Origin of the sequence: Methylobacterium variabile (assembly GCF_001043975.1) — a bacterium.
Classification (GTDB): domain Bacteria; phylum Pseudomonadota; class Alphaproteobacteria; order Rhizobiales; family Beijerinckiaceae; genus Methylobacterium; species Methylobacterium variabile.
In genome coordinates this window covers 15,606-37,375 of record NZ_LABY01000171.1, presented here as the reverse complement: position 1 = coordinate 37,375, position 21,770 = coordinate 15,606, and the positions used below count along the sequence as shown (strand labels likewise).

The following is a 21,770-nucleotide window of genomic DNA, read 5'->3' as shown; positions in this document are numbered from 1 at the left end:
GCGATCAACCTCCGAACGGGATGCGCTGAACCACCCGGAACGGCGCCGTGCCGTCCTGGCGCAGCACCGACAGGGCGTCGAGGGTGAGGGGTTCGCCCGTGCCGTAGGCCACGGCGAGGCGCTCGCGCCAGGGCGCGCGGGCCTCCTCCGGCAGGGCGTCGGTGAGGGTCATGTGGAAGCGGAAATCTTCAAAGACGTGCGGGTAGCCCCAGCGCGCCAGCAGGGCGCGGCCGCGCGGCGTCAGGCGCTCGGGGCGGCGGCGCGCCGTCTCGGCCTCGGTCAGGGGGGCACGGAAGGGCTCGAAGGCGGCGACGCATTCCGCCGCGAAGAGGCCGAGCTCCGGGGGCGGGGCCTGCGGGATCAGGGCCGTGAAGGCGCCCAAGGTCGCGACGTGCAAGCGCCCCGCCGGGACCGGCGGGTGATCCGCCGCCAGGGCGGCGGCGGCGTCCAGAAGGTCAGCTTCGGTCACGCCGAGGGCAAGCCGCATCGGCGCCTTCAGGGTGGCGTGGAAGCCGTAGAGCCGGGGGGAGTCGGTCACGCCCGCGAGGTCGGCCATCCCGTCGGGGCGGGGCACCTCGGCGCCGGTGTGGTTGTCGTAACCAAGAACGGCGTTGCCGAACCGGGCGAGGTCCGAGTCAGGCTTCGGCGTGAAGTAGAGGGCGTAGCGGGGGGTGCCGGTCACGCGGTTCTCCTTGTTCCGCGTGATTCAGCACGGCCGCGTGACTGAACGGTGACGGGACAGGAAGGACGCGAGGGTGGCGAGCATAAACCCTTCCCCCTTCTGTGGGCGGGGAGAGATCCGCGGTCAGCTGATGGCAGGCAGCCCCCTCACGCCGGCGCCATCTCCCGCACCGGCCGCCGCCAGCGCGCCGGCCCATCGCGGTGGACCGACGTGCCGGCAGCGTCGACCGCCACCGTCACCGGCATGTCCTCGACGATGAATTCGTGGATCGCCTCCATGCCGAGATCTTCGAAGGCCAGCACCCGTGCCGACTTGATCGCCTTCGAGACGAGGTAGGCCGCCCCGCCCACCGCGATCAGGTAGGCCGCGCCGTGGCGGGCGATGGTCTCGACGGCGGCGGGTCCCCGCTCGGCCTTGCCGACCATGACGAGAAGGCCGGTCCGCGACAGGATCGGCTCGAGGAACTTGTCCATCCGGGTCGCGGTGGTGGGGCCGGCCGGGCCCACCGCCTCGTCGCCCACGGCATCGACCGGGCCGACGTAGTAGATCGCCCGGTCGCGCAGGTCGACCGGCAGGGGCTCGCCGGCCTCCAGCATCCGGGTCAGGCGCAGGTGCGCCGCGTCGCGCCCGGTGAGCAGGCGGCCGGACAGGAGCAGCGTCTCGCCGGCGCGCCAGGTCGCCACCTCCTCGCGGGTCAGCCGGTCGAGATCGACCCGGCGCCCGGCCGCCGTGGCGACGCTGATGTCCTGCGGCCAGAGGTCGAGGGAGGGCGGGGTGAACACGGCCGGGCCGCTGCCGTCGAGGGTGAAGTGGGCGTGCCGGTCGGCGGCGCATTGCGGGATCAGGCCGACGGGGAGCGAGGCGGCGTGGACCGGAAAGGTCTTGAGCTTCACATCCAACACGGTGGTGAGCCCGCCGAGACCCTGCGCGCCGATGCCGAGCGCGTTGACCCGCTCGAAGATCTCAAGCCGCAGTTCCTCCTCCTTCGAGGACGGACCGCGGGCGCGGATCTGCGGCAGGTCGATCGGGTCGAGGAGCGAGAGCTTGGCCAGCGTCATCGCCTTCTCGGGCGAGCCGCCGACGCCGATGCCGAGCATGCCCGGCGGGCACCAGCCGGCGCCGAGCGTCTCGACGGTGCGCACCACCCAGTCCGCCACCGAGTCGCTCGGGTTGAGGGCGGCGAACTTCGCCTTGTTCTCCGAGCCGCCGCCCTTCGCCGCGACGTGGACCTCGACCGTCTCGCCGGCCACCATCTCGACGTGCAGCATGGCGGGCGCGTTGTCGCCGGTGTTGCGGCGGCCGAAGAGCGGTTCGGAGACCACCGAGGCGCGTAACGGGTTGCGCTCCTCGCGCCAGGCCCGGCGCACGCCCTCGTCGACGATCTCCTGGAGCGAGCGGTTCGAGACGATGCGGGCGCCGAGCCCGACCTTCATGAAGATCTGCGCGGTGCCGGTATCCTGGCAGATCGGCCGCCGGCCGAAGGCCGCCATGCGGGAATTGACCAGGATCTGCGCCATCGCGTCCCGGGCCGCCGGGCTCTCCTCGCGCCGCCAGGCGTCGGCGAGGTTCTGGATGTAGTCCGCCGGATGATAGTACGAGATGAACTGCAGGGCGTCGGCGATGGAGGAGACCAGGTCGTCTTCGCGGATGGTGGCCATGGTGGTCCTCCCGGTTCGTTATGAAGTTCGGAGAGTCTATACCGCTTCGACAAGCACTGCGTCATCCTGGGGCCGCGCAGCGGAGCCCGGGACCCAGAAACGCGGATGGTACAGGATCAAGCGGAAAGCTCTCCGCCTTTCCTGAACGACCTGAGGTTCTGGATCCCGGGCTCCGCTGCGCGGCTCCGGGATGACCCTTGAGAGGTGGAAACGGTCGGGATCTCGACCCTTATGCCGCGAATTCCCGCCGGATTGCCTCGCTGTGCTCGCCGATGCCCGGCACGCGGCCGAGGACCGGGGCTTGGCCGTTCCTCAGGGCCGGCGGCGCGACGATCGAGGCCGGGCCGGCATGGGTCTCGACCGTGACCCGCCGCAGGGCCGGGTGATGGACGAGGTCGGCTAGGCCGTTGACGAAGCCATAGGCAGTGCCAGCGGTTCTGAGCCGGTCCGCCGCCTCGTCGCGGCTCAGCTCAGAGAAGACCCGCGCCACCACGGCGTCGACCTCGGGGCGGTTCGCCACCCGGGCGTTGTTGCTCTCGAAGCCGGCGCGCGAGGGCAGGTCGGGCTGGCGCAGGAACGCGGCGCAGAACTTCGCCCATTCGCGCTCGTTCTGGATCGAGAGCAGCACCATGGCCCCGTCCCGGGTCGGAAAGGCGCCGTAGGGGCAGATCGACGGGTGGGCGAGGCCGACCCGCTGCGGCGCCCGGCCGGTGCCCTCGAAGTAGAGCAGCGGCACGTTCATCCAGTCGGCCATGCCGTCGAACAGGCTGACCTCGAGCTTGGTGCCCTCGCCGGTGATGCCGCGCGCGATCAGGGCCTCGAGCACCGCGGCATGGGCCGCCATGCCGCAGGCGATGTCGCAGACCGACACCCCGACCCGGCCCGGACCCGCCGGGTGGCCGGTGATCTCGGCGAGCCCGCTCTCGGCCTGGACCAGGAGGTCGTAGGCCTTCATGTCGGAGTAGGAGTGGCCGGTGCCGTAGCCGGTGACGTCCACGGTGATGAGCCGCGGATAGCGCGCCCGCAGTTCCTCCGAGCCGAACCCGGCGCGTGCGGCCGCACCCGGTGCGAGGTTCTGGATGAACACGTCGGCCTTGGCGAGGACGGCGTGGAGGAGGGCCGCGTCGCCCGGATCCTTGATGTCGGCGACCAGGCTCTCCTTGCCGCGGTTGAGCCAGACGAAGTAGCTCGCCAGGCCGTTCACCGCCGCGTCGTAGCCGCGGGCGAAATCGCCCTCCGGCCGCTCGATCTTGATGACGCGGGCGCCCGCGTCGGCCAGGCGCGAGGAGCAGTAGGGGGCCGCCACCGCCTGCTCGAGCGCCACCACGGTCAGGCCGGCCAGCGGCCGGACCCCACTCCCCGCCGCCATCGTCAGGCCCCGTGCTTGATCGCGATCATCTTCATGGCGCCGAAGCCGTAGAGCGCCTCGAAGCCCTTCTCGCGGCCGTGGCCCGAGCCCTTCACGCCGCCGAAGGGCAGCTCGACGCCACCACCGGCGCCGTAATTGTTGACGAAGACCTGGCCCGACTTGATGCCGCGCGACAGCCGCAGCGCCCGGCCGAGGTCCGAGGTCCAGATGCCGGCGGCGAGCCCGTACTCGGTGCCGTTCGCGACCGCCAAGGCCTCGGCCTCGTCGCGCACCCGAATCGCCACCAGGACGGGCCCAAAAATCTCTTCCTGGGCCAGGCGGTGGTCCGGCGGCACGTCGCCGATCAGGGTCGGGCGGACGTAGTAGCCGTCGCCCGGCACGTTGGTGCCGAGTTCGCCCTCGGCCAGGATGGTCAGACCGTCGCGGCGGGCGAGGTCGATGTAGCCCTGCACCCGCTCGCACTGCTTGGCGTTGACGACGGGACCGAGGTCGAGGTCCTGCTCGCCGGAGCCGACGCGCAGGTCCTTGAAGCGCCTGGCGAGGTCGGCGGTGAAGCTGTCGTAGATCTTGTCCTCGATCACCACCCGCGAGCCCGCCGAGCAGGTCTGGCCGGCATTCTGGGTGATCGCCTTGACGATGACGCTGCCGGCATCCGACAGGTCCGCATCGGCGAAGACGACCTGGGGCGACTTGCCGCCGAGCTCGAGCGTGACCGGAATCGTGTTCTTGGCCGCCGCCGCCTGGATCAGCGTGCCGACCTCGCGCGAGCCGGTGAAGCTGATGTGGTGGATGCCCTTGTGGGCGGCGAGCGCCGCGCCCGCCTCCTCGCCGAGGCCGGTGACCACGTTGAGGCTGCCGGCCGGGAAGCCGGCTTCCGCCGCGAGCTTGGCGAGGTGGAGGGCGGACAGCGAGGTGTCCTCGGCCGGTTTCAGCACCACGGCGTTGCCCATGGCGAGCGCCGGGGCAACCGAGCGGCCGGTCATCTGGAGGGGATAGTTCCACGGCACGATGACGCCGACGACGCCGTGCGGCTCGTAGACGGTCATGACCGTGAAGCCGTTCTGGAACGGGATCGTGTCGCCGTGCACCTTGTCGGCGGCGCCGCCGTAATACTCGAAGTAGCGGGCGCAGACCTGGGCGTCGTTGCGGGCGAGCGTCATCGGCTTGCCGACGTCCTCGCTCTCCATCCGGGCCAGGATCTCGGCGTCGCGGCGGATGAGGTCGGCGAGCTTCAGCATCAGGCGGCCGCGGGACACCGCGTCGAGCCGGCCCCACTCCCCGTCCATGGCGGCCTGCCCGGCCTTGACGGCGGCGTCGATCTCGGCCGCGCCGCCGCGGGCGATGCGGGCCATCTCCTGGCCGTGCGACGGGTTGATGACCGGCAGGGTCGCCTCGCTGCCGGTCCAGGTGCCGCCGATGAAGTGCTGGTGGGCGTTCATGTCGTTGACCTCCCGTGGGCGGGCGCCGCTGACGGCGGCCGGCCTGCTCTTGGGCGAGGTGTTACCGCGCCGGGAGGGACAGTTCCAATACGATCGACGGGCGGGCGCGATAGAAACGGGGTATGGCGCCCGCCCGCGCCCCTCAGCGGTTGCCGCTGCCGCTGCTGCCCTGCGGCACCGCGCGCTCCGGCTGGCCCGCGTTGCCGCCGGCGGCCGAGTTGCCCGTGATGGTCGAGGCGCCGGTCGAGCCGGGGGCCACGACGCCGCCACCGCCACCGCCGGTGTTGTTCGGCATCGGCGCGACGGTGCCGGTCGTGGCCGGACCCGTGCCCATGCCGGTGCCGGTGCCGGGGGCGGTGGAGGGAGCGGCGGTCTGGGCGGAGGCGGCGCCCACGACGAGAAGACCGGCGGCGAGGCCGGCGAGAATCGAACGCATGCTGTTCTCCTGTCGGTCGGGGATCGAGTGGGATCCTGGACCAGACAACGCGCACTCGCCGGTCCGGTTCGTCTATGTTCGACTCATTCTTGGCAGCCCGATTCAGATGTGCGGTCGGCCGGCACTGCCTGATGCAGCGCTGCAGCTTTGCATGAGGCAGCGGCGGCCGCCCCGACCGCGTGATCGTCCGCGAACGCGTAGCCCTCGTCCGCCCAGCCGGTGATGCCACCGATCATCACCTTCACGGGCAGGCCGAGCCCGGCGAGGTGCAGGGCGGCTCGGTCCGGCCGGCCTGCGGCACCACATCCGCCTGCGCCGCGGCACCATCCCGGCGGCGTACCGCCGGAGCTTTGCCGGGCGGCGGCCGTGAGGCGTCAGCCGGCCGGGGCGCGGTGCGCCCGGCGCTGGCCGATCGCGGTCGCCAGCATGCGCGAGAGCTGCTCGGCCGAGTAGGGCTTGTGCAACAGGGGGAAGCCGTGGGAGCCCTCCTGGACGAGGACGTGGCTGTAGCCGGAGGTGAGCAGCACCGGGAGGCTGGGATGACGCTGGCGCAGGGCCTTGGCGAGCTCGATGCCGCCCATGCCCGGCATCACCACGTCGGAGAACACCGCGTCGTAGCCGGGATCGTCGGCCAGCGTGTCGAGGGCCGCCTCGGCGTTGGTGACCCAGGTGGTGACGTAGCCGAGGTCGTTGAGGATCTGGGCGGCGAAGCGGCCGACCCCGACATTGTCCTCGACGAGCAGCACCCGCTGGCCGGCCCGGGCCGGCGCCATGCCCTCGTCGGCAGGGGCGGGCCGTCCGGGGTCGGCCGGGGCCGCCACCTCCGGCAGGTAGAGGACGAAGGTGGAGCCGGCGCCGACGCGGCTCGTCACGTCGACGTCGCCGCCCGATTGCTTGGCGAAGCCGAAGACCTGGGAGAGGCCCAGGCCCGTGCCCTTGCCGACCTCCTTGGTGGTGAAGAACGGCTCGAAGATCTTGTCCATCACCGCCGGTGTCATGCCGGTGCCGGTGTCGGTGAGCGAGATCGCCGCGAAGGGGCCGGCCGCGGCGGCGTGGCCGCGGATCTCGGGCTTGCTCACGCCGCAGGCGACCGCCAGGGTCAGCGTGCCCTGCCCCTCCATGGCGTCGCGGGCGTTGACCGCCATGTTGATGAGCGCCGTCTCGAACTGGCTCAGGTCCGTCCGCACGAAGCACGGCCGGTCCAGCGCCTGGGTGACCACGCGGATGCGCGCGCCCGTGACCGTGTCGAGCATGTCTGCCACGCCCTGCAGGCGGGCGACGACGTCGAACACCTCAGGCGCCAGGGCCTGGCGGCGGGCGAAGGCGAGGAGCTGGCCGGTCAGCTTGGCGGCGCGGTCGACGGTGTCGGAGACCGCGTCGAGGTAGCGCGCCTTGCGCGCCTCCGGCAGCTCGGGCCGGCGCAGGAAGTCGACCGACGAGCGGATGATCGTCAGCAGGTTGTTGAAGTCGTGGGCGACGCCCCCGGTCAGCTGGCCCACCGCCTCCATCTTCTGCGACTGGCGCAGCGCCTCCTCGGCCTGGAGAAGGCGGTGGGCCCGGTCGCGCTGCTCGGTCACGTCGCGCGCCACGCAGTAGAGGTTGCCCTCGAACGGCACCGCCCGCCACGACAGGGTGCGGTAGCTCCCGTCCCGGGTGCGGAACCGGTTCTCGAACGACAGGGTCGGCTCGCCGCCGGCGAGGCGCCGGACCTCGTCCCGGGTCCGGTCCTGGTCGTCCGGGTGCTCGAGCCAGGCGGAGGTGCGCCCGACCACCTCCTCGGGCTGCCAGCCCAGGGTCGCGGTCCAGGCCGGGTTGACGCTGCGCCAGACGCCGTCGGCATCGGCGACGCCGAGCATGTCGCGGCTCACCTGCCAGATCCGGTCGCGCTCGGCGGTGCGGGCCGCGACCTGGCGCTCGAGGGTCTCGTTGAGGCCGCGCAGGGCGTCCTCGAGCCGGCGCTGGGCGGTGATGTCGTTGAACAGCAGCGCGACGTGCCGGGCCTCCGGCGGGTCGACCCGGAAGGCGTGCACCTCGTACCAGCGCTCTCCGAGCGCGCGGGCCGTCTGGACGAAGCGCACCGGCTCGCCGGTCAGCGCCACCCGGCCGTAGAGGTCGAACCAGTGCTCCTCGTGGTCGGGGGCGAGGTCGCGCATCCAGCGGCCGGCCGCGTCGGCAAGGCCGGTATGGCGCGCGAAGGCGGGATTGACCTCGAGGAAGCAGTAATCCTCGGCCCGGCCTTCGGCGGAGAACCGCAGGGCGATGACGCAGAATCCGGCGTCGATCGCCTCGAACAGCGTCCGGTAGCGTGCCTCGCTCTGCCGCAGGGCCTCCTCGGCGTGCCGGCGGGCGGTGATGTCGATGATGAACTCGAAGCCGGTGCCGTCGTCGAGGCGCTTGGCCGCGCACAGGCCCCAGAAGCGCGAGCCGTCCCGGCGCAGGTATTCCCGCTCGGTCGGGTCAGAGCGGCCGTGGGCCTGGAGCTCGGCGATGACGCCCTGGGAGGTGGCCTGCCATTCCGGCGGCACCAGGGTGCGGCCCGAGAGCAGGCCTCCGGCCAGGTCCTCGCGGCTGTAGCCGCTCATCGCCAGGAAGGCGTCGTTGGCCTCCAGCACCTGGCCCGCCATGTCGAAGACGATCGCCCCGACGGTCTCGATGCTCAGCGCGGTGCGCAGGCGCGGATCGTCGAGGAGGCCGCGCGCCCCCGCGCCGCCCCGGGACGCGAGGGCGGCCCGCGCCGCCGCGGCATCGGCCTCGGCCGCGGCCCGCGCACGCTCCGCCGCCGCCAGGGCGGCGCGCAGGCGCTCGTTCTCCGCGACCAGATCCGGCACGCGGCCGTGTCCGGGGTCCGTCATTCCTCTCCCATCCGTCCGCCCCCGCACGGCCCTCCGGTCGGCACCGCCCGACGGGCGCCGCACGGGATGTCGTTCGACCATCGTCCCCGCCGGCCTGCGAGGGCCGGCAGGTCTCTGCCTCTCTCCCCATATAGAGGACGCCGGCGGCCCGTCTCCATCCTCGCACCCGCGACGATCGGCGGGACCGGGAGGGCGGGGCGCATTGCGGCGCGGGCGACGAAGCCGCATATCCGTCCGCATCCCCGCGGCCGCGACCGCGCAGGGATGCGGAGGCGTGGGTGACGACCAATCCGACCCGTTGCAGCAATGCGGCCCTGCGCCGGGCGACGCGCCGCGTCGGGCAGCTCTACGACGAGGCCCTGGCGCCGAGCGGCCTGCGGGCGACCCAGTACGGCCTGCTCGCCACGATCCGCAGCCTCGGCACGCCGACCATGGGCGAGCTGGCCGAGGCGATGGTGATGGACCTCTCGGGCCTCGCCCACACCCTCAAGCCCCTGACCCGCGACGGCCACGTCAGCGTGGTGCCTGACCCGCGCGACCGTAGGGCTCGTCGCATCGCCCTGACGGCGGGGGGCGCCGCCAAGCTCGCGGAGGCGACACCCTTGTGGCGCAGTGCCCAGGGGCACTTCGACGCGGCCTTCGGGCCCGAGCGGGCCGGCCTGCTGCAGGATCTCCTGCGCCAGCTCGCCTCGACGGAGTTACGGCTGGCCCCCGGGGCGGAGCCGGACACGGGCCGGGACGCGGCGGCCCGCTGACGGGGCTGCCCGGGCCGCGCGTTCCGCGCGGCCCTGCTGAGGGGTGAGAGGGACGGGCCTCAGGCCGCCCGCACGGTGTCGAGGAAGCGGGCGACCTCGGCCGAGAGGTGCTCGGACTGGCGCGACAGCTCGGACGCCGAGGCCAGAACCTGGCTCGCCGCCGCACCCGTCTCCTCCGCCGCCCCCGCCACCCCGGCGATGTTGCCCGTCACCTCGCCGGTGCCGGCCGCCGCCTGGCTGACGTTGCGCACGATCTCCTGGGTCGCCGCACCCTGCTGCTCCACCGCCGCCGCGATGCTCGTCGCCACGCCCGAGATCTCCTCGATCCGCGCCGTGATCTGGCCGATCGCACCCGCCGCCTGGCCGGTCGAGGCCTGGATCGCCGCGATCTGGCTCGTGATCTCCTCGGTCGCCTTCGCGGTCTGGCCGGCCAGCTCCTTGACCTCGGCCGCGACCACCGCGAAGCCCCGTCCCGCCGCGCCGGCGCGCGCCGCCTCGATGGTGGCGTTGAGGGCGAGCAGGTTGGTCTGGGCCGCGATCGAGGAGATCAGCCCGACCACGTCGCCGATGCGGGCGGTGGCCTCGGTGAGCGCCCGGACCTGATGCGCGGTCTGCCCGGCCTCGGCCACGGCGCTCTGCGCCAGGCGCGCCGAGCCGTCGGCCTGGCGGCCGATCTCAACCACCGACGCGCCCAGCTCTTCCGCCGCGGCGGCGACGGTGCCGACGTTCGAGGACGCCTCCTCGGCGGCGGCGGCCACGGCGGTCGACTGGACGGCGGTCTGGGACGCGGTGGTGGTCATGGTCTGGGCGGTGGCCTGCAGCTCGGTGGCCGAGGCGGAGACCGTGCGAACGATGCCGCCGACGGCCTGCTCGAAGGCGTCGGCCATCTGGCGCATGCCGGCGCGGCGCTGCTCCTCGGCCGAAGCGCGGGCGAGCGCGGTCTCCTCTTCCAGGGCGCGGGCGCGCACCATGCTCTCCTTGAACACCTGGACGGCGCTCGCCATCGCGCCGATCTCGTCGCGCCGCCCGATGCCCGGCACCTCCGCCGCCAGATCCTGGCGCGCGAGCCGGTCCATCGTCGCCGTCATGCCGCGGATCGGCCGGGCGAGGCCGAGATGCAGGAGCAGGAGCGATCCTGCCGCCGCGACGACCATCACGCCGAGGCCCACAAGGGTCACGATCCGCGACTGGCTCGCCGCCTCGGCGGAGGCACCGCTGCGCTGCGCGAGCAGGGCCTTCTCGACCGCCGCGACCTCGGCGACCTTGGCCCGCAGGGCGTCCATCGCCGCCTTGCCCGATCCGGACACCTCGATCTGCCGCGCCTCGGCCTGGGTGGCGGGCGCGCCCATCAGGCGGATCGCCCGGGCGGCGACCTCGCCGGTCCATTGCCGCTCGAGGCGACCCAGCTCCGCGAGCCGCGCCTGCTGCTCCGGATTGTCCGCCGTCAGCGTCCGGGCCCGCCCCAGCGCCTCGGCGAACCCGGCCTCGCCGGCGCGGTAGGGCTCGAGGAAGGAGTCCTGCCCCGACAGCAGGTAGCCGCGCAGGCCCGCCTCCCGGTTGATCATCGCCAGGAGGGTGCGGTCGACGGCCTGCAGCACCTCCCGGGTGTGCATGTCCCAGCGCCCGGTATCCTCGATCGTCTGGAGGTTGCGCCAGGACACGGCCGAGGCGGCCAGGCTGACGAGGAGCAGGAGAGCCAGGGCCGCGGCGATCTTCCCGGCGAGCGGCAGATGACTGAGACGGAGCGACATGGGGGCACACTCACGGAGGCGACAGGGAAATTGCGGCCGGCAGATACCGGGCCGACATGGTCTGACATGAGTTCTGAAGACCATCGCCTAACGGATGATGAACCCAACGGCACTTGCGTTAGGAAGAAAATTCTATTCGTCATGACAGACGGCACAACCAGTTAGGTTCCGCAGGGACGGCGAGATTTGTCGGGTGCGGCAACGATGCCTCACCTTGCCGATCCATGCCGCGAGCAGCCCCAGGCGTCGTGTCCCGCGATCGGCGAGATGGCGAAGGCGCATCGCGGCCGGCCGATCTCCGGCGGGCATCCGGGCAGGATCGCAATGGCGGGGCGCGGCGTCCCGGCGACGGCACCCTGGTCGTCCTGAGCGCGGACGGCGTGACCCCGAACAGCCTCTCGAACTTGTCGGTGAAGCGCAACCGCAGCAGGTGTCCGCTCCGCGATCCGGCCGGCTCCATCGTCGCCAGCACCAGATGGAGGCCGCGCCCTGTCCGTGCCCGCTCGACGACGGCTCCGGTGCTCGCGTCCTCCATCTTGATGCGCCGCCGCGGCAGCGCCTGACCGGGCACCGCGCAGGTCGCCGCCGCGCGCTCCGCCCCGGACGGTGAGGAGCCGGGAACGCCGGGGCCCGTCGGCCCGCTCCCTGACGGCCCCGGCCGCTGGCCCACGGCGGTCAGGGGACCGTCCACATGGATGACGTCGAACGCCCGCGCGAGCGGAGGCCGGCCGGAAGCATCCGGCCGAGCCGCGGCTTTGTCCGGCGACGACGCCCGGAGCGCCGCGTCCGGACGGTTTCGTCCGGACGCGCGAGCCCTACACCCGGTACTTCCCGTGCCGCTTGACCAGCACGGTCGTGCCCACCGGCACCCGACCGTAGAGGTCGACCACGTCCTCGTTCAGCATGCGCACGCAGCCCGAGGACATCTGCTCACCGATGCTCCAGGGCTCGTTGGTCCCGTGGATGCGGAACAGGATGTCGCGGCCGCCCTGGTAGAGGTACAGCGCCCGGGCGCCGAGCGGGTTGTCGAGGCCGCCCTTGCGGGTGCGCGGCAGGTCGGGGTTGAGGCTGACCATCCTGGCGGTCGGGCCCCAGTCGGGCCAGACGCCCTTGCGGCCGACCGTGGCGGTGCCCTTCCAGGAGAAGCCGAGCTTGCCGACCCCGACGCCGTAGCGGATCGCCTGGCCGCCCTCCTGCACGAGGTAGAGGTGGCGCTCGTCGATGTCGACCACGACGGTGCCGGGCTTCTCCAGGCCCATATAGGCGACGGTCTGGCGCCGGTATTTCGGGTCCATCCGGCTGCGGTCGACCAGCGGCACGTCGAAGGGCTGGTCGGGCATGCTGCCGATGTACCAAGCCGCGTCCGGATCCACCGCCGCCACGGATGCGGGCCCGCGGGCGTTGCAGGCCGCGAGCGGCAGCCCGGCGAGGAGGGCGAGGACGAGGCGGCGCGGGACCATCGGGCATGACCTTTCGGCAGGACTGACGATCCATGCCTAGCCTCTCACAGCCGCACAGGTTGTGTCCTCCCGGACTCAAGCGCCGGGAAAGTCAGGCCGCCGCCATCCGGGGCCTCGTCATCCAGGGTGCCTTCCGGGCCGCGACCAGCCGGCGCACCTCCGCCGCCGGAACCGGCCGGCTGAACAGGAAGCCCTGCATCTCGCCGCAGCCGCTGCGCCGCAGGGCGGCGAGCTGCGCCTCGGTCTCGACCCCCTCCGCCACCGTGGTGATGCCGAGGCTGGCGCCGAGCCCGATCACCGCCTGCACGATCGCCACCGCCGTCGCCTCGCGGCCGAGCGCCATGGTGAACGAGCGGTCGATCTTGATCTTGTCGAACGGGAAGGCCCGCAGGTAGCTCAGCGAGGCGTAGCCGGTCCCGAAGTCGTCGATGGCGATGCGCACGCCGACGTCGCGCAGCCGGTGCAGCACCGCGACGTTGGCGGCACTCTCCTCGAGCATCACCTGCTCGGTGATCTCGAGCTCGAGCCGGGCCGGGTCGAGGCCCGATTCGGCCAGCGCGCGGGCCACGGTGCCGACGAGGTCGGGGGTGCGGAACTGCACCGGCGAGAGGTTGACGGCGACCCGCACGCCGCCGGGCCAGCCAGCGGCCTCGCGGCAGGCCTGCCGCAGCACCCACTCGCCCAGGGTCGCGATCAGCCCGGTCTCCTCGGCGACCGGGATGAACTCCGCCGGCGAGACGAAGCCCCGTTCGGGGTGGCGCCAGCGCAGCAGCGCCTCGCAGCCCGTCACCGCGAGGCTGCCGGCGGCTACGAGGGGCTGGAAGTGGACCTCCAGCGCCTCAGCGGCGACCGCCGCCCGCAGGTCGCGTTCGAGGGCGCGGCGGCCCTGCAGGGCCGCATCCATGGCCGCCTCGAACAGGCGCCGGGTGCGCCGCCCGTCGGCCTTGGCGGCGTAGAGCGCCGTGTCGGCCTTGCGCAGGAGGACGTCGGGGTCGTCGCCGTGCTCGGGCGCCAGTGCGATGCCGATGCTGACCCCGACCGTGACGTCCTGGCCGGACAGGGTGAACGGCCGGCCGATCGCGGCGATGATCCGGTCGGCGAGCCCGGGCAGCGCCGGCAGCCCGGCCGGGCTGAGGATCGCGAACTCGTCGCCGCCGAGCCGCGCCACCAGCCCGTCGGCGCCGAGGCAGGCGCGCAGGCGCTCGGCGACCTGGCGCAGCAGCGCGTCGCCGGCCGGGTGGCCGAGGGTGTCGTTGACGATCTTGAAGTGATCGAGGTCGAGGCAGAGCAGGCCGAGCGGAGCCCCCGTCGCCCGCGCGTCCGCCGCCGCCTCGGCCAGCCGGCGGTGGAACAGGACGCGGTTCGGCAGCCCGGTGAGGGCGTCGTGGTGGGCCATGTGGGCGATGCGCTGCTCGGCCCGGCGCTGCTCGGTCACGTCGACGCAGGCGGTCAGGGTGGCGCTCCCTCCCTCGAACGGGATCGGGCCGGAGAACACCTCGACGTCGATGACGCTGCCGTCGCGGCGGCGGTGGCGCTGGGCGGGGCCGCTCGCCTCCGGCGCCGGAGCGACGAGGTCGCCGGCCGAGAGACCCAGGAAGTCCTCGCGGGAGAAGCCGTAATGGCCGGTGGCGGCATCGTTGACCGCCAGCACCGCGCCGTCCGCGCCCGAGAGCCACATCGGCACCGGGTTGTGCTCGAACAGCAGGCGGGCCGAGGCCTCCCGCGCCTTGAGGTCGCCGATATCCGTGAGGGTCACGCCGAGCAGGTCGCCGATGGCGGCGATCTCGACGCGCAGGTGCAGCGGGCTCCCGTCGAGGAGCACGTGGGACACCTCGTAGCTGCGCCGTCCCCCGTCGAGGGCCGCCGTCAGCCGCTCCAGCATGGGCGCGACCGCCGCGGGCGGTAGGAGCGCGGTCAGTCGCTGCCACTGCGCGCGATCGACGGTGGTGTGCATCATCGCGGCGGCGGCCTCGTTGAGGGCGAGGATCCGGAAGTCCTGCGTCGCACCGGTCCCGTCCCGCACCGCCGCGACGGCCGCCATGCCCTGCCGGGTCGAGCGGAACAGGGTCTTGAGGAGGTTCGTCCGCGCGGTCTCGCCGGCAAGGCACAGCAGCACCAGGCGCCCGCCTCCCTGCGCCGCCAGCGGCATGCCGAGCATCCCGGTGGTGTGAGCGACGCCGCCCGCCACCCGGGCGCAGGGGGCGCGGACCGGCGCGCCGCCGGCGAGCGCGTCGCCGATGATCTCGCGCAGGGCGGGGGCGAGGCCGCCCGGCAGGTCATCGAGAACGAGGCCCGCCCCCTCGCGGCCGAGCCAAGCCTCGAACGCCTCGCCGACCCAGAGCAGGCGGGGGCTGCCGGGCCACCCGCCCACCAGGGCGGCGTGGCTCGCCATGCGGCCGAGATTGCCGAGGACCACGTCCTCGTAGGTCGGCAGCCCGCAGGCGGCGGCACGGGCGGCGTGCCAACGGTGCAGCAGCCCCTCGGTGCCGTCGCGCGTCGCGTTCCCGCTCATCCCGTCCGATCCGGCCCCGCAGCCCGTCCGGGATAGGACCTGCGGATCTTCCGGAAGGTTAAGTTGAGCCGGCTACGCCACGATTCAGCGCTCTCCGGGTCGGGACGCCGGATCCTACCCGAGCGCCACCTCGATCAGGAACGGGCCGCGGCGCGACAGCGCCCCCGTCAGGGTGTCGACGAGCTGCGCCAGGGTCTCGACCCGGCGCGCCTCGACGCCGTAGCCCCGCGACAGGCTCACCCAGTCGATCGGCGGATCGTCGAGGGTCAGCATGTCGATCGCCTTGCGGCCGGGATTCGCGCCGACATTGGTCAGCTCGTGGCGCAGGATCGCGTAGGAACGGTTCGACCAGATCAACGTGACCACGTCGAGGCGCTCGCGGGCCTGGGTCCACAGCGCCTGGGCGGTGTAGAGGGCGCTGCCGTCGGCCTGGAGCGAGATCACCTTGCGGTCCGGGCAGGCCACCGCGGCGCCGGTCGCCATCGGGATGCCGAGCCCGATCGAGCCGCCGTTGAGCTGGAGCCAGGTGTGGGGCGCTGCCGCGTGGGTGGCGGGAAAGAAGTTGCGCCCGGTCGTGACCGATTCGTCGCAGATGATCGCGCCCTCGGGGATCAGCGCGCCGAGCACCCGCCCGATCGCGTCCTGGTCGAGGGGCCCGTCGCCGGGCAGGACGGGCCGGGGCCCTGCGGGCAGCGGCGCCTCGGCGGGGGCGCCGACCGCCTCGGCGAGGCGCTCCAGCGCGTCGATCTGGTCCTGCTCGGGGGTCGCGAGGGCGAAGACGTCGCAGGTGGCGGGCGCCAGCGCGCTCGGCTTGCCCGGATAGGCGAAGAACGCCACCGGCAGCGTCGCGCCGACCAGGATCACGTGCTTGTAGGGCGCCAGCACCTCGCGGGCCGGGTCGACCGGATAGGGCAGGCGCTCGATCGGCACCGTGCCGGCGCCGCGGTCGATGCGGGCGTTCGAGGTCATGGCCAGCAGCTTGGCGCCGGTCTTCTGCGCGATGCGGGCGGCGAGGCGCCGGCCCTCGTCGCGCACCGCCCGGTCGCCGAGGTGGAGCAGCACCGGCTCGCCGCTGCGGAGCGCCGCGACCGCGTGCGCGATCGCCTCGTCGCTCGCCCGCGGCCGCTCGGGGATCGCCGGCAGGGGCGCGATGCCGGAACCCTCCTCCCAGGCGGTGTCGGCGGGCAGGATCAGGGTGGCGACGCCGCCCGGCGCCGTGCGGGCGGCGACGATCGCGTCGGCCCCGTCCGCCGCCACCGCCTTGGCGCTCATGCCGGTGCGGACCCAGGCCGAGACCGGGCCGGCCAGACCCTCGATGTCGGAGGTCAGCGGCGCGTCGAAGGCGCGGTGATAGGTGGCATGCTCGCCCACGATGTTGACGAGCGGAGAGCGGGCGCGGCGCGCGTTGTGCAGGTTGGCGATGCCGTTGCCGAGGCCCGGGCCGAGGTGGAGCAGGGTCGAGGCCGGCTTGTCGGCCATGCGGGCGTAGCCGTCGGCCGCACCCGTGGCGCCGCCCTCGAACAGGCACAGCACCGCCCGCATCCCCTCGACCCGGTCGAGGGCGGCGACGAAGTGCATCTCCGAGGTGCCCGGATTGGTGAAGCACACCTCCACGCCCCCCGCCACCAGGGTGCGCACCAGGCTCTCGGCCCCGTTCATCGCCATCGGCGTCTCCTCTCGCGCGGGCATCTGGCGGCCCGGTTCGGGTCTTGCGCTCCGGTCATAGGAGATTTCGCTGTGGGCCGTGAGTGCCTCGGGGGCATGGGTGGGTGGCCGCTTGGCACTCGGTTTCACGGTGACCCGCCGCGCAGGCGGTGATAGTTTGAGCAGGGCGTGGTCGCGCCTTGATAACCCAAGCGCGAGCCTGCTTTCGAATGCACGACTGGGACGACGACCTCGCCGTACCGTTCCCGCTCGAATTCACGATCCAGGCGACACCTCGCTCGCTCCAGGCCTCGAAGAGTGCGAGGGAGACCTGGAAGTCGATGGTCGGCGAGGCCGCCAGGAACCGCATTGCCGCGAGCCGGGAATTCACTTTCCTGGATGAGCGACCTTTATCGGTGACGATCTTTTATTTCCCGCCGGCGCCCATGCAGGGCGACGTCGACAACATCGTGAAGCCGATTCTCGACGGGATGAGGAGCATCGTCTATCGAGACGATCAAGTCATCGAAAGAGTGGTTGTTCAGAAATTCGAACCGGGTGTCTACGTCGAGTTCAATTCTCTCACGGACATGCTGCAGCACGCTGCCGCCATGGACCCTCCGATGGTGTACGTGAGGGTCAGCAGCGACACCAGTTGGAGGCGAGTGCCATGACATTCGAGTCCTTGTCTGAAGAAGAGTTGACGCTTCAGACGCGGCGTTTGCTGGACAACCTGAGGCAGGATGCGGAACGGCGCGGCTGGACGTTCTACGTGGCGCCGCCGAAGGAGGCGATTCCCGGCTTCGCGGATGGTTACGAGCCTGACGCCATGGTGATCACCCCCGACGGCGGAATCATGATCGAGATCACCAACCGAAAAGATCTAGCCCTGAGGGGTCATCTGGCCGACATCGCGAAGCGCGTTTCCGAACAGCCTGGCTGGTCGTTTCGCATGTTCTACGCGAACACGCCCGGTCAGATCGAGACGTCGCCTCCCCCGCTGACATTCGAGGCGATCGCGTCGGGCATTACCGAGGTCCGTGCTCTGGACGAGACGGGCCATGAGCGGGCCGCGTTCGTGATGGGGTGGGCGGCGCTGGAGGCCATCGCCCGCCTGGTCATGGACCAGCGCGGCATCGACCCGGCCAAGCCCCTCTCACCGATCCAAGCCGTGCAGATCCTGGTTCAGGAAGGCTACATCGACGACGACGATGCCCGTCGGCTGCGGTCCCTGGCACGCCTCAGGAACGAGATCGTGCATGGCGGATTGCGTACCGTGGTCTCGCGGGAAGACGTGGCCGGGCTGATCAGGGACCTGGAGACGATGGCCGGCACCCTGCGGCACGCCGCGTAGCGGCGAGGAAGGGCGATCCGCGTCCATGCCGCCTGCCGCGCCGCGGAGTGCGGCGCGACCTCAAGGGCTGTTGGGCCATGCCGGGTCAGCCGCCATCGCAACCCCCGCACCCCTAGCACGTTCGTTGCACCGTGCGGCCGCCTGCGCCCGGTGGAGATCCCGATGAAGCTGTTCCAGTGCCAGTCCTGCGGCAACATCCTGTACTTCGAGAACCGCACCTGCCAGCGCTGCGGGCACCGCCTCGCCTACCTGCCGGAGACCGGCACGCTCTCGGCGCTCGAGCCCGCCGGGGGTGAGGACTGGACGCCGCTCGCCGTCCGCGACCGGCCGAGCCGGTTCTGCGCCAACGCGGTGCACGACGCCTGCAACTGGCTGGTGCCGCCGGGCTCGGGCGACGCGTTCTGCCTCGCCTGCCGCCACAACGGCACGATTCCGGACGTGTCGAATCCGGAATACCTCGCCAAGTGGCGCGAGATGGAGTTCGCCAAGCACCGGCTGTTCTACAGCCTGCTGCGCTGGAACCTGCCGCTGAAGACCAGGGCCGAGGACCCGGAGCACGGGCTGATCTTCCACTTCCTGGCCGACCCGCCGGAGAACCAGGGCCCGAAGGTGATGACCGGGCACGACAACGGCGTCATCACCATCGCGCTCGTCGAGGCCGACGACGCCGAGCGCGAGAAGCGCCGGCGGCAGATGGGCGAGCCCTACCGCACCCTGCTCGGGCATTTCCGCCACGAGGTCGGGCACCATTACTGGGACCTGCTGGTGCGCGACGCCGGACGGCTCGACGCCTGCCGGGCCGTCTTCGGCGACGATTCGCAGGACTACAACGCGGCGCTCCAGCGGCACTACGAGCAGGGCACGCCGGCGAACTGGCAGGAGAACTTCGTCTCGGCCTACGCCACCACCCATCCGTGGGAGGACTTCGCCGAGACCTGGGCCCACTACCTGCACATCGTCGACACGCTGGAGATGGCGAGCGCCTTCGGCATGCAAATCCACCCGCTCCTCGACGCGGGCGGCGAGCTCGCCGCGCGGATCGACTTCGACCCCTACCAGGCGCAGAGCATCGAGCAGATCATCGGCGCCTGGCTGCCCTTCGTGTTCGCCCTCAACAGCGTCAACCGGGCGATGGGCCAGGGCGACCTCTACCCCTTCGTGCTGGCGCCGCCGGTGATCGGCAAGCTCGGCTTCATCCACGGCCTCGTCCACGGCACGATCTGACGCTGGGGCAGCCTTCCCGCGCCTCGGCCGTAGCCTCCGCGGCCGGGGCGGTCCATGATGGGCCAACGCGCCCGGACCAATCGGGCCGAACCGCCCGCGACGGCGGGCCAGGAGGAACGCCGAATGAAGCTCGCCAGCCTCAAGCACGGCCGCGACGGCCGCCTCGTCGTGGTCTCGCGCGATCTCACCCGCGCCACCGACGCGTTCATCGTGGTGCCGACGCTGCAGCAGGCCCTCGACGAGTGGGAGCGCTGCGCCCCCGCCCTGGAGGCCCTGGCCGAGCAGCTCGAGCACGGCTCGGTACCCTCGTTCCGCTTCCACGAGCATGCCTGCGCGGCTCCCCTGCCCCGGGCCTATGCCCGCCGGCACGCCGCGGCCTGGCCCGGCTACCCGGCGCTGCTGCGCCAGGCCGCGGGGGCCGAGGCGCCGGCCGGCGAGGCGGGGGGCCTGCGCCACGCCGCCTCCGACGCGTTCCTGGGCCCCCGCGACACGCTCAGCGCCGACGATCCGGCGGCCTCCCTCGACCTCTCGGCCGGCCTCGCGGCGATCACCGGGGACGTGCCCCGAGGTGCCGACGCCGCCGAGGGCGCCATCCGGCTGGTGACGCTGCTGGCGGAGGTGATCCGCCACGACCGGCTGCGTCCGGACGGGCTCGACCTCGACGGCGCGGATGCACCCGCCCTCGCGGCGAGCCTCGGGCCGGTGGCGGTAACCCCCGACGAGCTCGGGGCCGCCTGGCGGGACGGCAGCCTGCACCGCCCGCTCCTGGTGAGCCGCAACGGCAAGGCGCTCGGCTGCCCCGATGCCGGCGCCGATCTCGGGCGCAGCCTCGTCGCCCTGGTGGCGGAGGCGGCGCGGCACCGCGGCCTCGGGGCCGGCACCCTGATCACCGCGGGCCCGGTCTCGAACCGCGGCATCGACGGCGGCCCGGGCCGCCCCGCGGAGGAGGGCGGGGCCGGCTATGCCTGCCTCGCCGAAGCCCGCGCCGCCGAGGCTCTGACGGCCGGCTGGGCGCGCACGCCCTACCTGACGGCAGGCGACCGCCTGCGGGTCGAGATGAAGGATGCCGGCGGGCACTCGATCTTCGGGGCGATCGAGCACGACGTGAGCAGCTGACGCCGCCGCCCGGCGCCGCCTCCGGCCGGCGGCGGCGTCGGGCACCGCAACCTGCGGGCGAGGTTCGCGCCGCGTGAATTCAACCGCCTGGCTGCGTTAGGTATTTGTTCGGAAGTTGCCCCGCAGAAAGACGTGCTGAGCTGGCTATGCGGGCACCGGGAAAGAAACTCCTGACGGCAGCAGGTCCGGCCGCGACCTGTGTCGACGTTCGCCCCAACGATGAGCCCCATCCCGGACCCTGCCCGACTCCTCGGCCGACGGTTCTGGCAGTGCCAGCGTGGCACGGTGATCGTGCTGCTCAGCCTGCTGCTGCCGATCCTGGGGATGGGATCGGTCGGCGTCGCCGAGGTTGCCGAGGTGATGCTCGCGCGGACGAAGCTCCAGCGCTACGTCGACGCGGCGGCGATCCAGGGGGCCGGCGAGTTCGGCGTCGACCAGTCCGCCGCCACGGTGGAGCGTACCCGCCTCTACGCCGACGCCATGGCCGAGCCCCTGCGCCTGCGCTGGACGATCGCCTCGACCGCCTCGATCGATCCTGCGACGCGCGCCGTCACCGTGCAGCAGAAGGCGAGCCGCGCCTCGTTCTTCGGCAGCCTGCTGCCGCCGGGCGGCTGGAACCTCCAGGTCACCGCGACGGCGATCCGCACGGCGCGCAAGCCGCTCTGCGTGCTCGGAGCCCAGGCCGGCAGCCAGGCCAGCATCGAGCTGCAGGGCAGTTCCTCGATCACCGCGAGCGACTGCCTGGTCCAGAGCAACGCCAACCTGACGGCGGGCAGGGGCGCCAGCCTGTCGGCCGGCGAGGTGCGCGCCGCCGGCAGCGCCACCGGCCCGATCCGCCCCGATCCCGTAACGGACGCCCCGGCGGTGCAGGACCCCTTCGCGGCGATGAAGATCAGCGTGCCGCTCCTGTGCGACTCGCTCGCCCTCAGCCTCGGAAGCGGCACCTTCTACCTCAATCCCGGCGTGCATTGCGGCGCCATCTCGATCCTCGGCAATGCGAACCTCGTGCTGGCCCCGGGCGATCACTACTTCGTCGGACCCAGCTTCAGCATCGGCGGCAACACGACGATCACCGGCAGCGACGTCGTAATCATCTTCAAGGGAGTGTTGACGGCGCAGGTCACCGGCAGCTCCGTCCTGCAGCTGGAGGGCCGCAAGAGCGGTCCTTACGCAGGCTTCGTCCTGATCACCGACCGCAGCTACGTCGGCGATATCGAGCTCTCGACCAGCAACGCCCGCAAGCTTCTCGGCACGATCTACCTGCCGAACGCCGATCTCACCGTGAAGGGCAACAACAACAAGGTCGCCGATCAGTCGCCCTGGACGGTCGTGGTGGCCCGGACGATCCGGACGGAGGGGAGCGCCAACCTCACCATCAACTCCAACTATGCCGGCTCGAGCGTGCCGGTGCCGGCCGGCGTCGGGCCGCCGCGGGACCAGCCGGTCCGGCTGTCGCAGTAGCGGGGCGGCGCTTTCCAGGGCCCGCGGCACGCGGCAGACTCGGCCCTCGGGCCGGGC

The 21,770-nt window shown here is 72.5% G+C and carries 17 protein-coding genes; 6 read left to right on the top strand and 11 right to left on the bottom strand.

Annotated elements, in window-relative coordinates:
• Positions 1-4: 4 nt before the first annotated feature.
• From VQ02_RS23140 to VQ02_RS23115, 7 genes are all read right to left on the bottom strand, one after another.
• A complete protein-coding gene (locus tag VQ02_RS23140; RefSeq protein ID WP_048446581.1) occupies positions 5-682 on the bottom strand; it encodes a DUF1045 domain-containing protein in 678 nt (225 codons plus the stop codon).
• A gap of 146 nt (positions 683-828) precedes the next feature.
• On the bottom strand, positions 829-2,340 hold the full coding sequence (locus VQ02_RS23135; protein ID WP_048446580.1) for a fumarate hydratase: 1,512 nt from the start codon (positions 2,338-2,340) through the stop codon (positions 829-831).
• A 229-nt stretch (positions 2,341-2,569) separates the two neighbouring features.
• Positions 2,570-3,709 (bottom strand): CaiB/BaiF CoA transferase family protein, encoded by a 1,140-nt coding sequence (locus tag VQ02_RS23130; protein WP_048446579.1) that lies wholly within the window; start codon positions 3,707-3,709, stop codon positions 2,570-2,572.
• Between the two features lie 2 nt (positions 3,710-3,711).
• The gene (locus tag VQ02_RS23125) at positions 3,712-5,148 is read right to left on the bottom strand and encodes an aldehyde dehydrogenase family protein (RefSeq protein ID WP_048446578.1); all 1,437 of its coding nucleotides are present in this window, start codon (positions 5,146-5,148) and stop codon (positions 3,712-3,714) included.
• A gap of 142 nt (positions 5,149-5,290) precedes the next feature.
• Entirely contained in the window at positions 5,291-5,584 is a 294-nt protein-coding gene (locus VQ02_RS23120) for a hypothetical protein (protein WP_048446577.1), read from the bottom strand.
• Between the two features lie 83 nt (positions 5,585-5,667).
• Positions 5,668-5,829 carry a hypothetical protein gene (locus VQ02_RS40085; RefSeq protein ID WP_425339920.1) on the bottom strand — a complete coding sequence of 54 codons (162 nt, stop codon included), beginning with the start codon at positions 5,827-5,829 and terminating at the stop codon, positions 5,668-5,670.
• Positions 5,830-5,958: 129 nt separating this feature from the next.
• Positions 5,959-8,436 (bottom strand): hybrid sensor histidine kinase/response regulator, encoded by a 2,478-nt coding sequence (locus VQ02_RS23115; protein WP_048446576.1) that lies wholly within the window; start codon positions 8,434-8,436, stop codon positions 5,959-5,961.
• Positions 8,437-8,714: 278 nt separating this feature from the next.
• Between VQ02_RS23115 and VQ02_RS23110 the strand changes: the two genes are divergently transcribed.
• Positions 8,715-9,191: a MarR family winged helix-turn-helix transcriptional regulator gene (locus VQ02_RS23110; RefSeq protein ID WP_048446575.1), complete on the top strand. Its 477-nt coding sequence runs from the start codon at positions 8,715-8,717 to the stop codon at positions 9,189-9,191.
• Positions 9,192-9,250: 59 nt separating this feature from the next.
• On the opposite strand, the gene VQ02_RS23105 is transcribed toward VQ02_RS23110, so the two are convergent.
• The 4 genes from VQ02_RS23105 to VQ02_RS23090 form a co-directional block, all read right to left on the bottom strand.
• Positions 9,251-10,942 carry a methyl-accepting chemotaxis protein gene (locus VQ02_RS23105; protein WP_048446574.1) on the bottom strand — a complete coding sequence of 564 codons (1,692 nt, stop codon included), beginning with the start codon at positions 10,940-10,942 and terminating at the stop codon, positions 9,251-9,253.
• 815 nt (positions 10,943-11,757) lie between these two features.
• A complete protein-coding gene (locus VQ02_RS23100) occupies positions 11,758-12,402 on the bottom strand; it encodes a L,D-transpeptidase (protein WP_048446573.1) in 645 nt (214 codons plus the stop codon).
• Positions 12,403-12,493: 91 nt separating this feature from the next.
• The gene (locus tag VQ02_RS23095) at positions 12,494-14,914 is read right to left on the bottom strand and encodes a putative bifunctional diguanylate cyclase/phosphodiesterase (protein ID WP_063838511.1); all 2,421 of its coding nucleotides are present in this window, start codon (positions 14,912-14,914) and stop codon (positions 12,494-12,496) included.
• Between the two features lie 114 nt (positions 14,915-15,028).
• The gene (locus tag VQ02_RS23090) at positions 15,029-16,579 is read right to left on the bottom strand and encodes an acetolactate synthase large subunit (protein ID WP_048446572.1); all 1,551 of its coding nucleotides are present in this window, start codon (positions 16,577-16,579) and stop codon (positions 15,029-15,031) included.
• Positions 16,580-16,788: 209 nt separating this feature from the next.
• Here VQ02_RS23090 and VQ02_RS23085 point away from each other — a divergent pair, with 209 nt between their 5' ends.
• The 5 genes from VQ02_RS23085 (at position 16,789) to VQ02_RS23065 (ending at position 21,713) form a co-directional block, all read left to right on the top strand.
• Entirely contained in the window at positions 16,789-17,232 is a 444-nt protein-coding gene (locus VQ02_RS23085; protein WP_048446571.1) for a RusA family crossover junction endodeoxyribonuclease, read from the top strand.
• The gene (locus tag VQ02_RS23080; protein WP_048446570.1) at positions 17,229-17,912 is read left to right on the top strand and encodes a HepT-like ribonuclease domain-containing protein; all 684 of its coding nucleotides are present in this window, start codon (positions 17,229-17,231) and stop codon (positions 17,910-17,912) included. Before VQ02_RS23085 ends, VQ02_RS23080 begins: the two co-directional genes overlap by 4 nt.
• 162 nt (positions 17,913-18,074) lie before the next feature.
• Positions 18,075-19,136 carry a zinc-binding metallopeptidase family protein gene (locus VQ02_RS23075; protein ID WP_048446569.1) on the top strand — a complete coding sequence of 354 codons (1,062 nt, stop codon included), beginning with the start codon at positions 18,075-18,077 and terminating at the stop codon, positions 19,134-19,136.
• A 123-nt stretch (positions 19,137-19,259) separates the two neighbouring features.
• A complete protein-coding gene (locus tag VQ02_RS23070; protein ID WP_048446568.1) occupies positions 19,260-20,252 on the top strand; it encodes a fumarylacetoacetate hydrolase family protein in 993 nt (330 codons plus the stop codon).
• A gap of 219 nt (positions 20,253-20,471) precedes the next feature.
• Positions 20,472-21,713 carry a pilus assembly protein TadG-related protein gene (locus tag VQ02_RS23065; protein WP_083469393.1) on the top strand — a complete coding sequence of 414 codons (1,242 nt, stop codon included), beginning with the start codon at positions 20,472-20,474 and terminating at the stop codon, positions 21,711-21,713.
• The last annotated feature ends 57 nt before the right edge of the window (positions 21,714-21,770 follow it).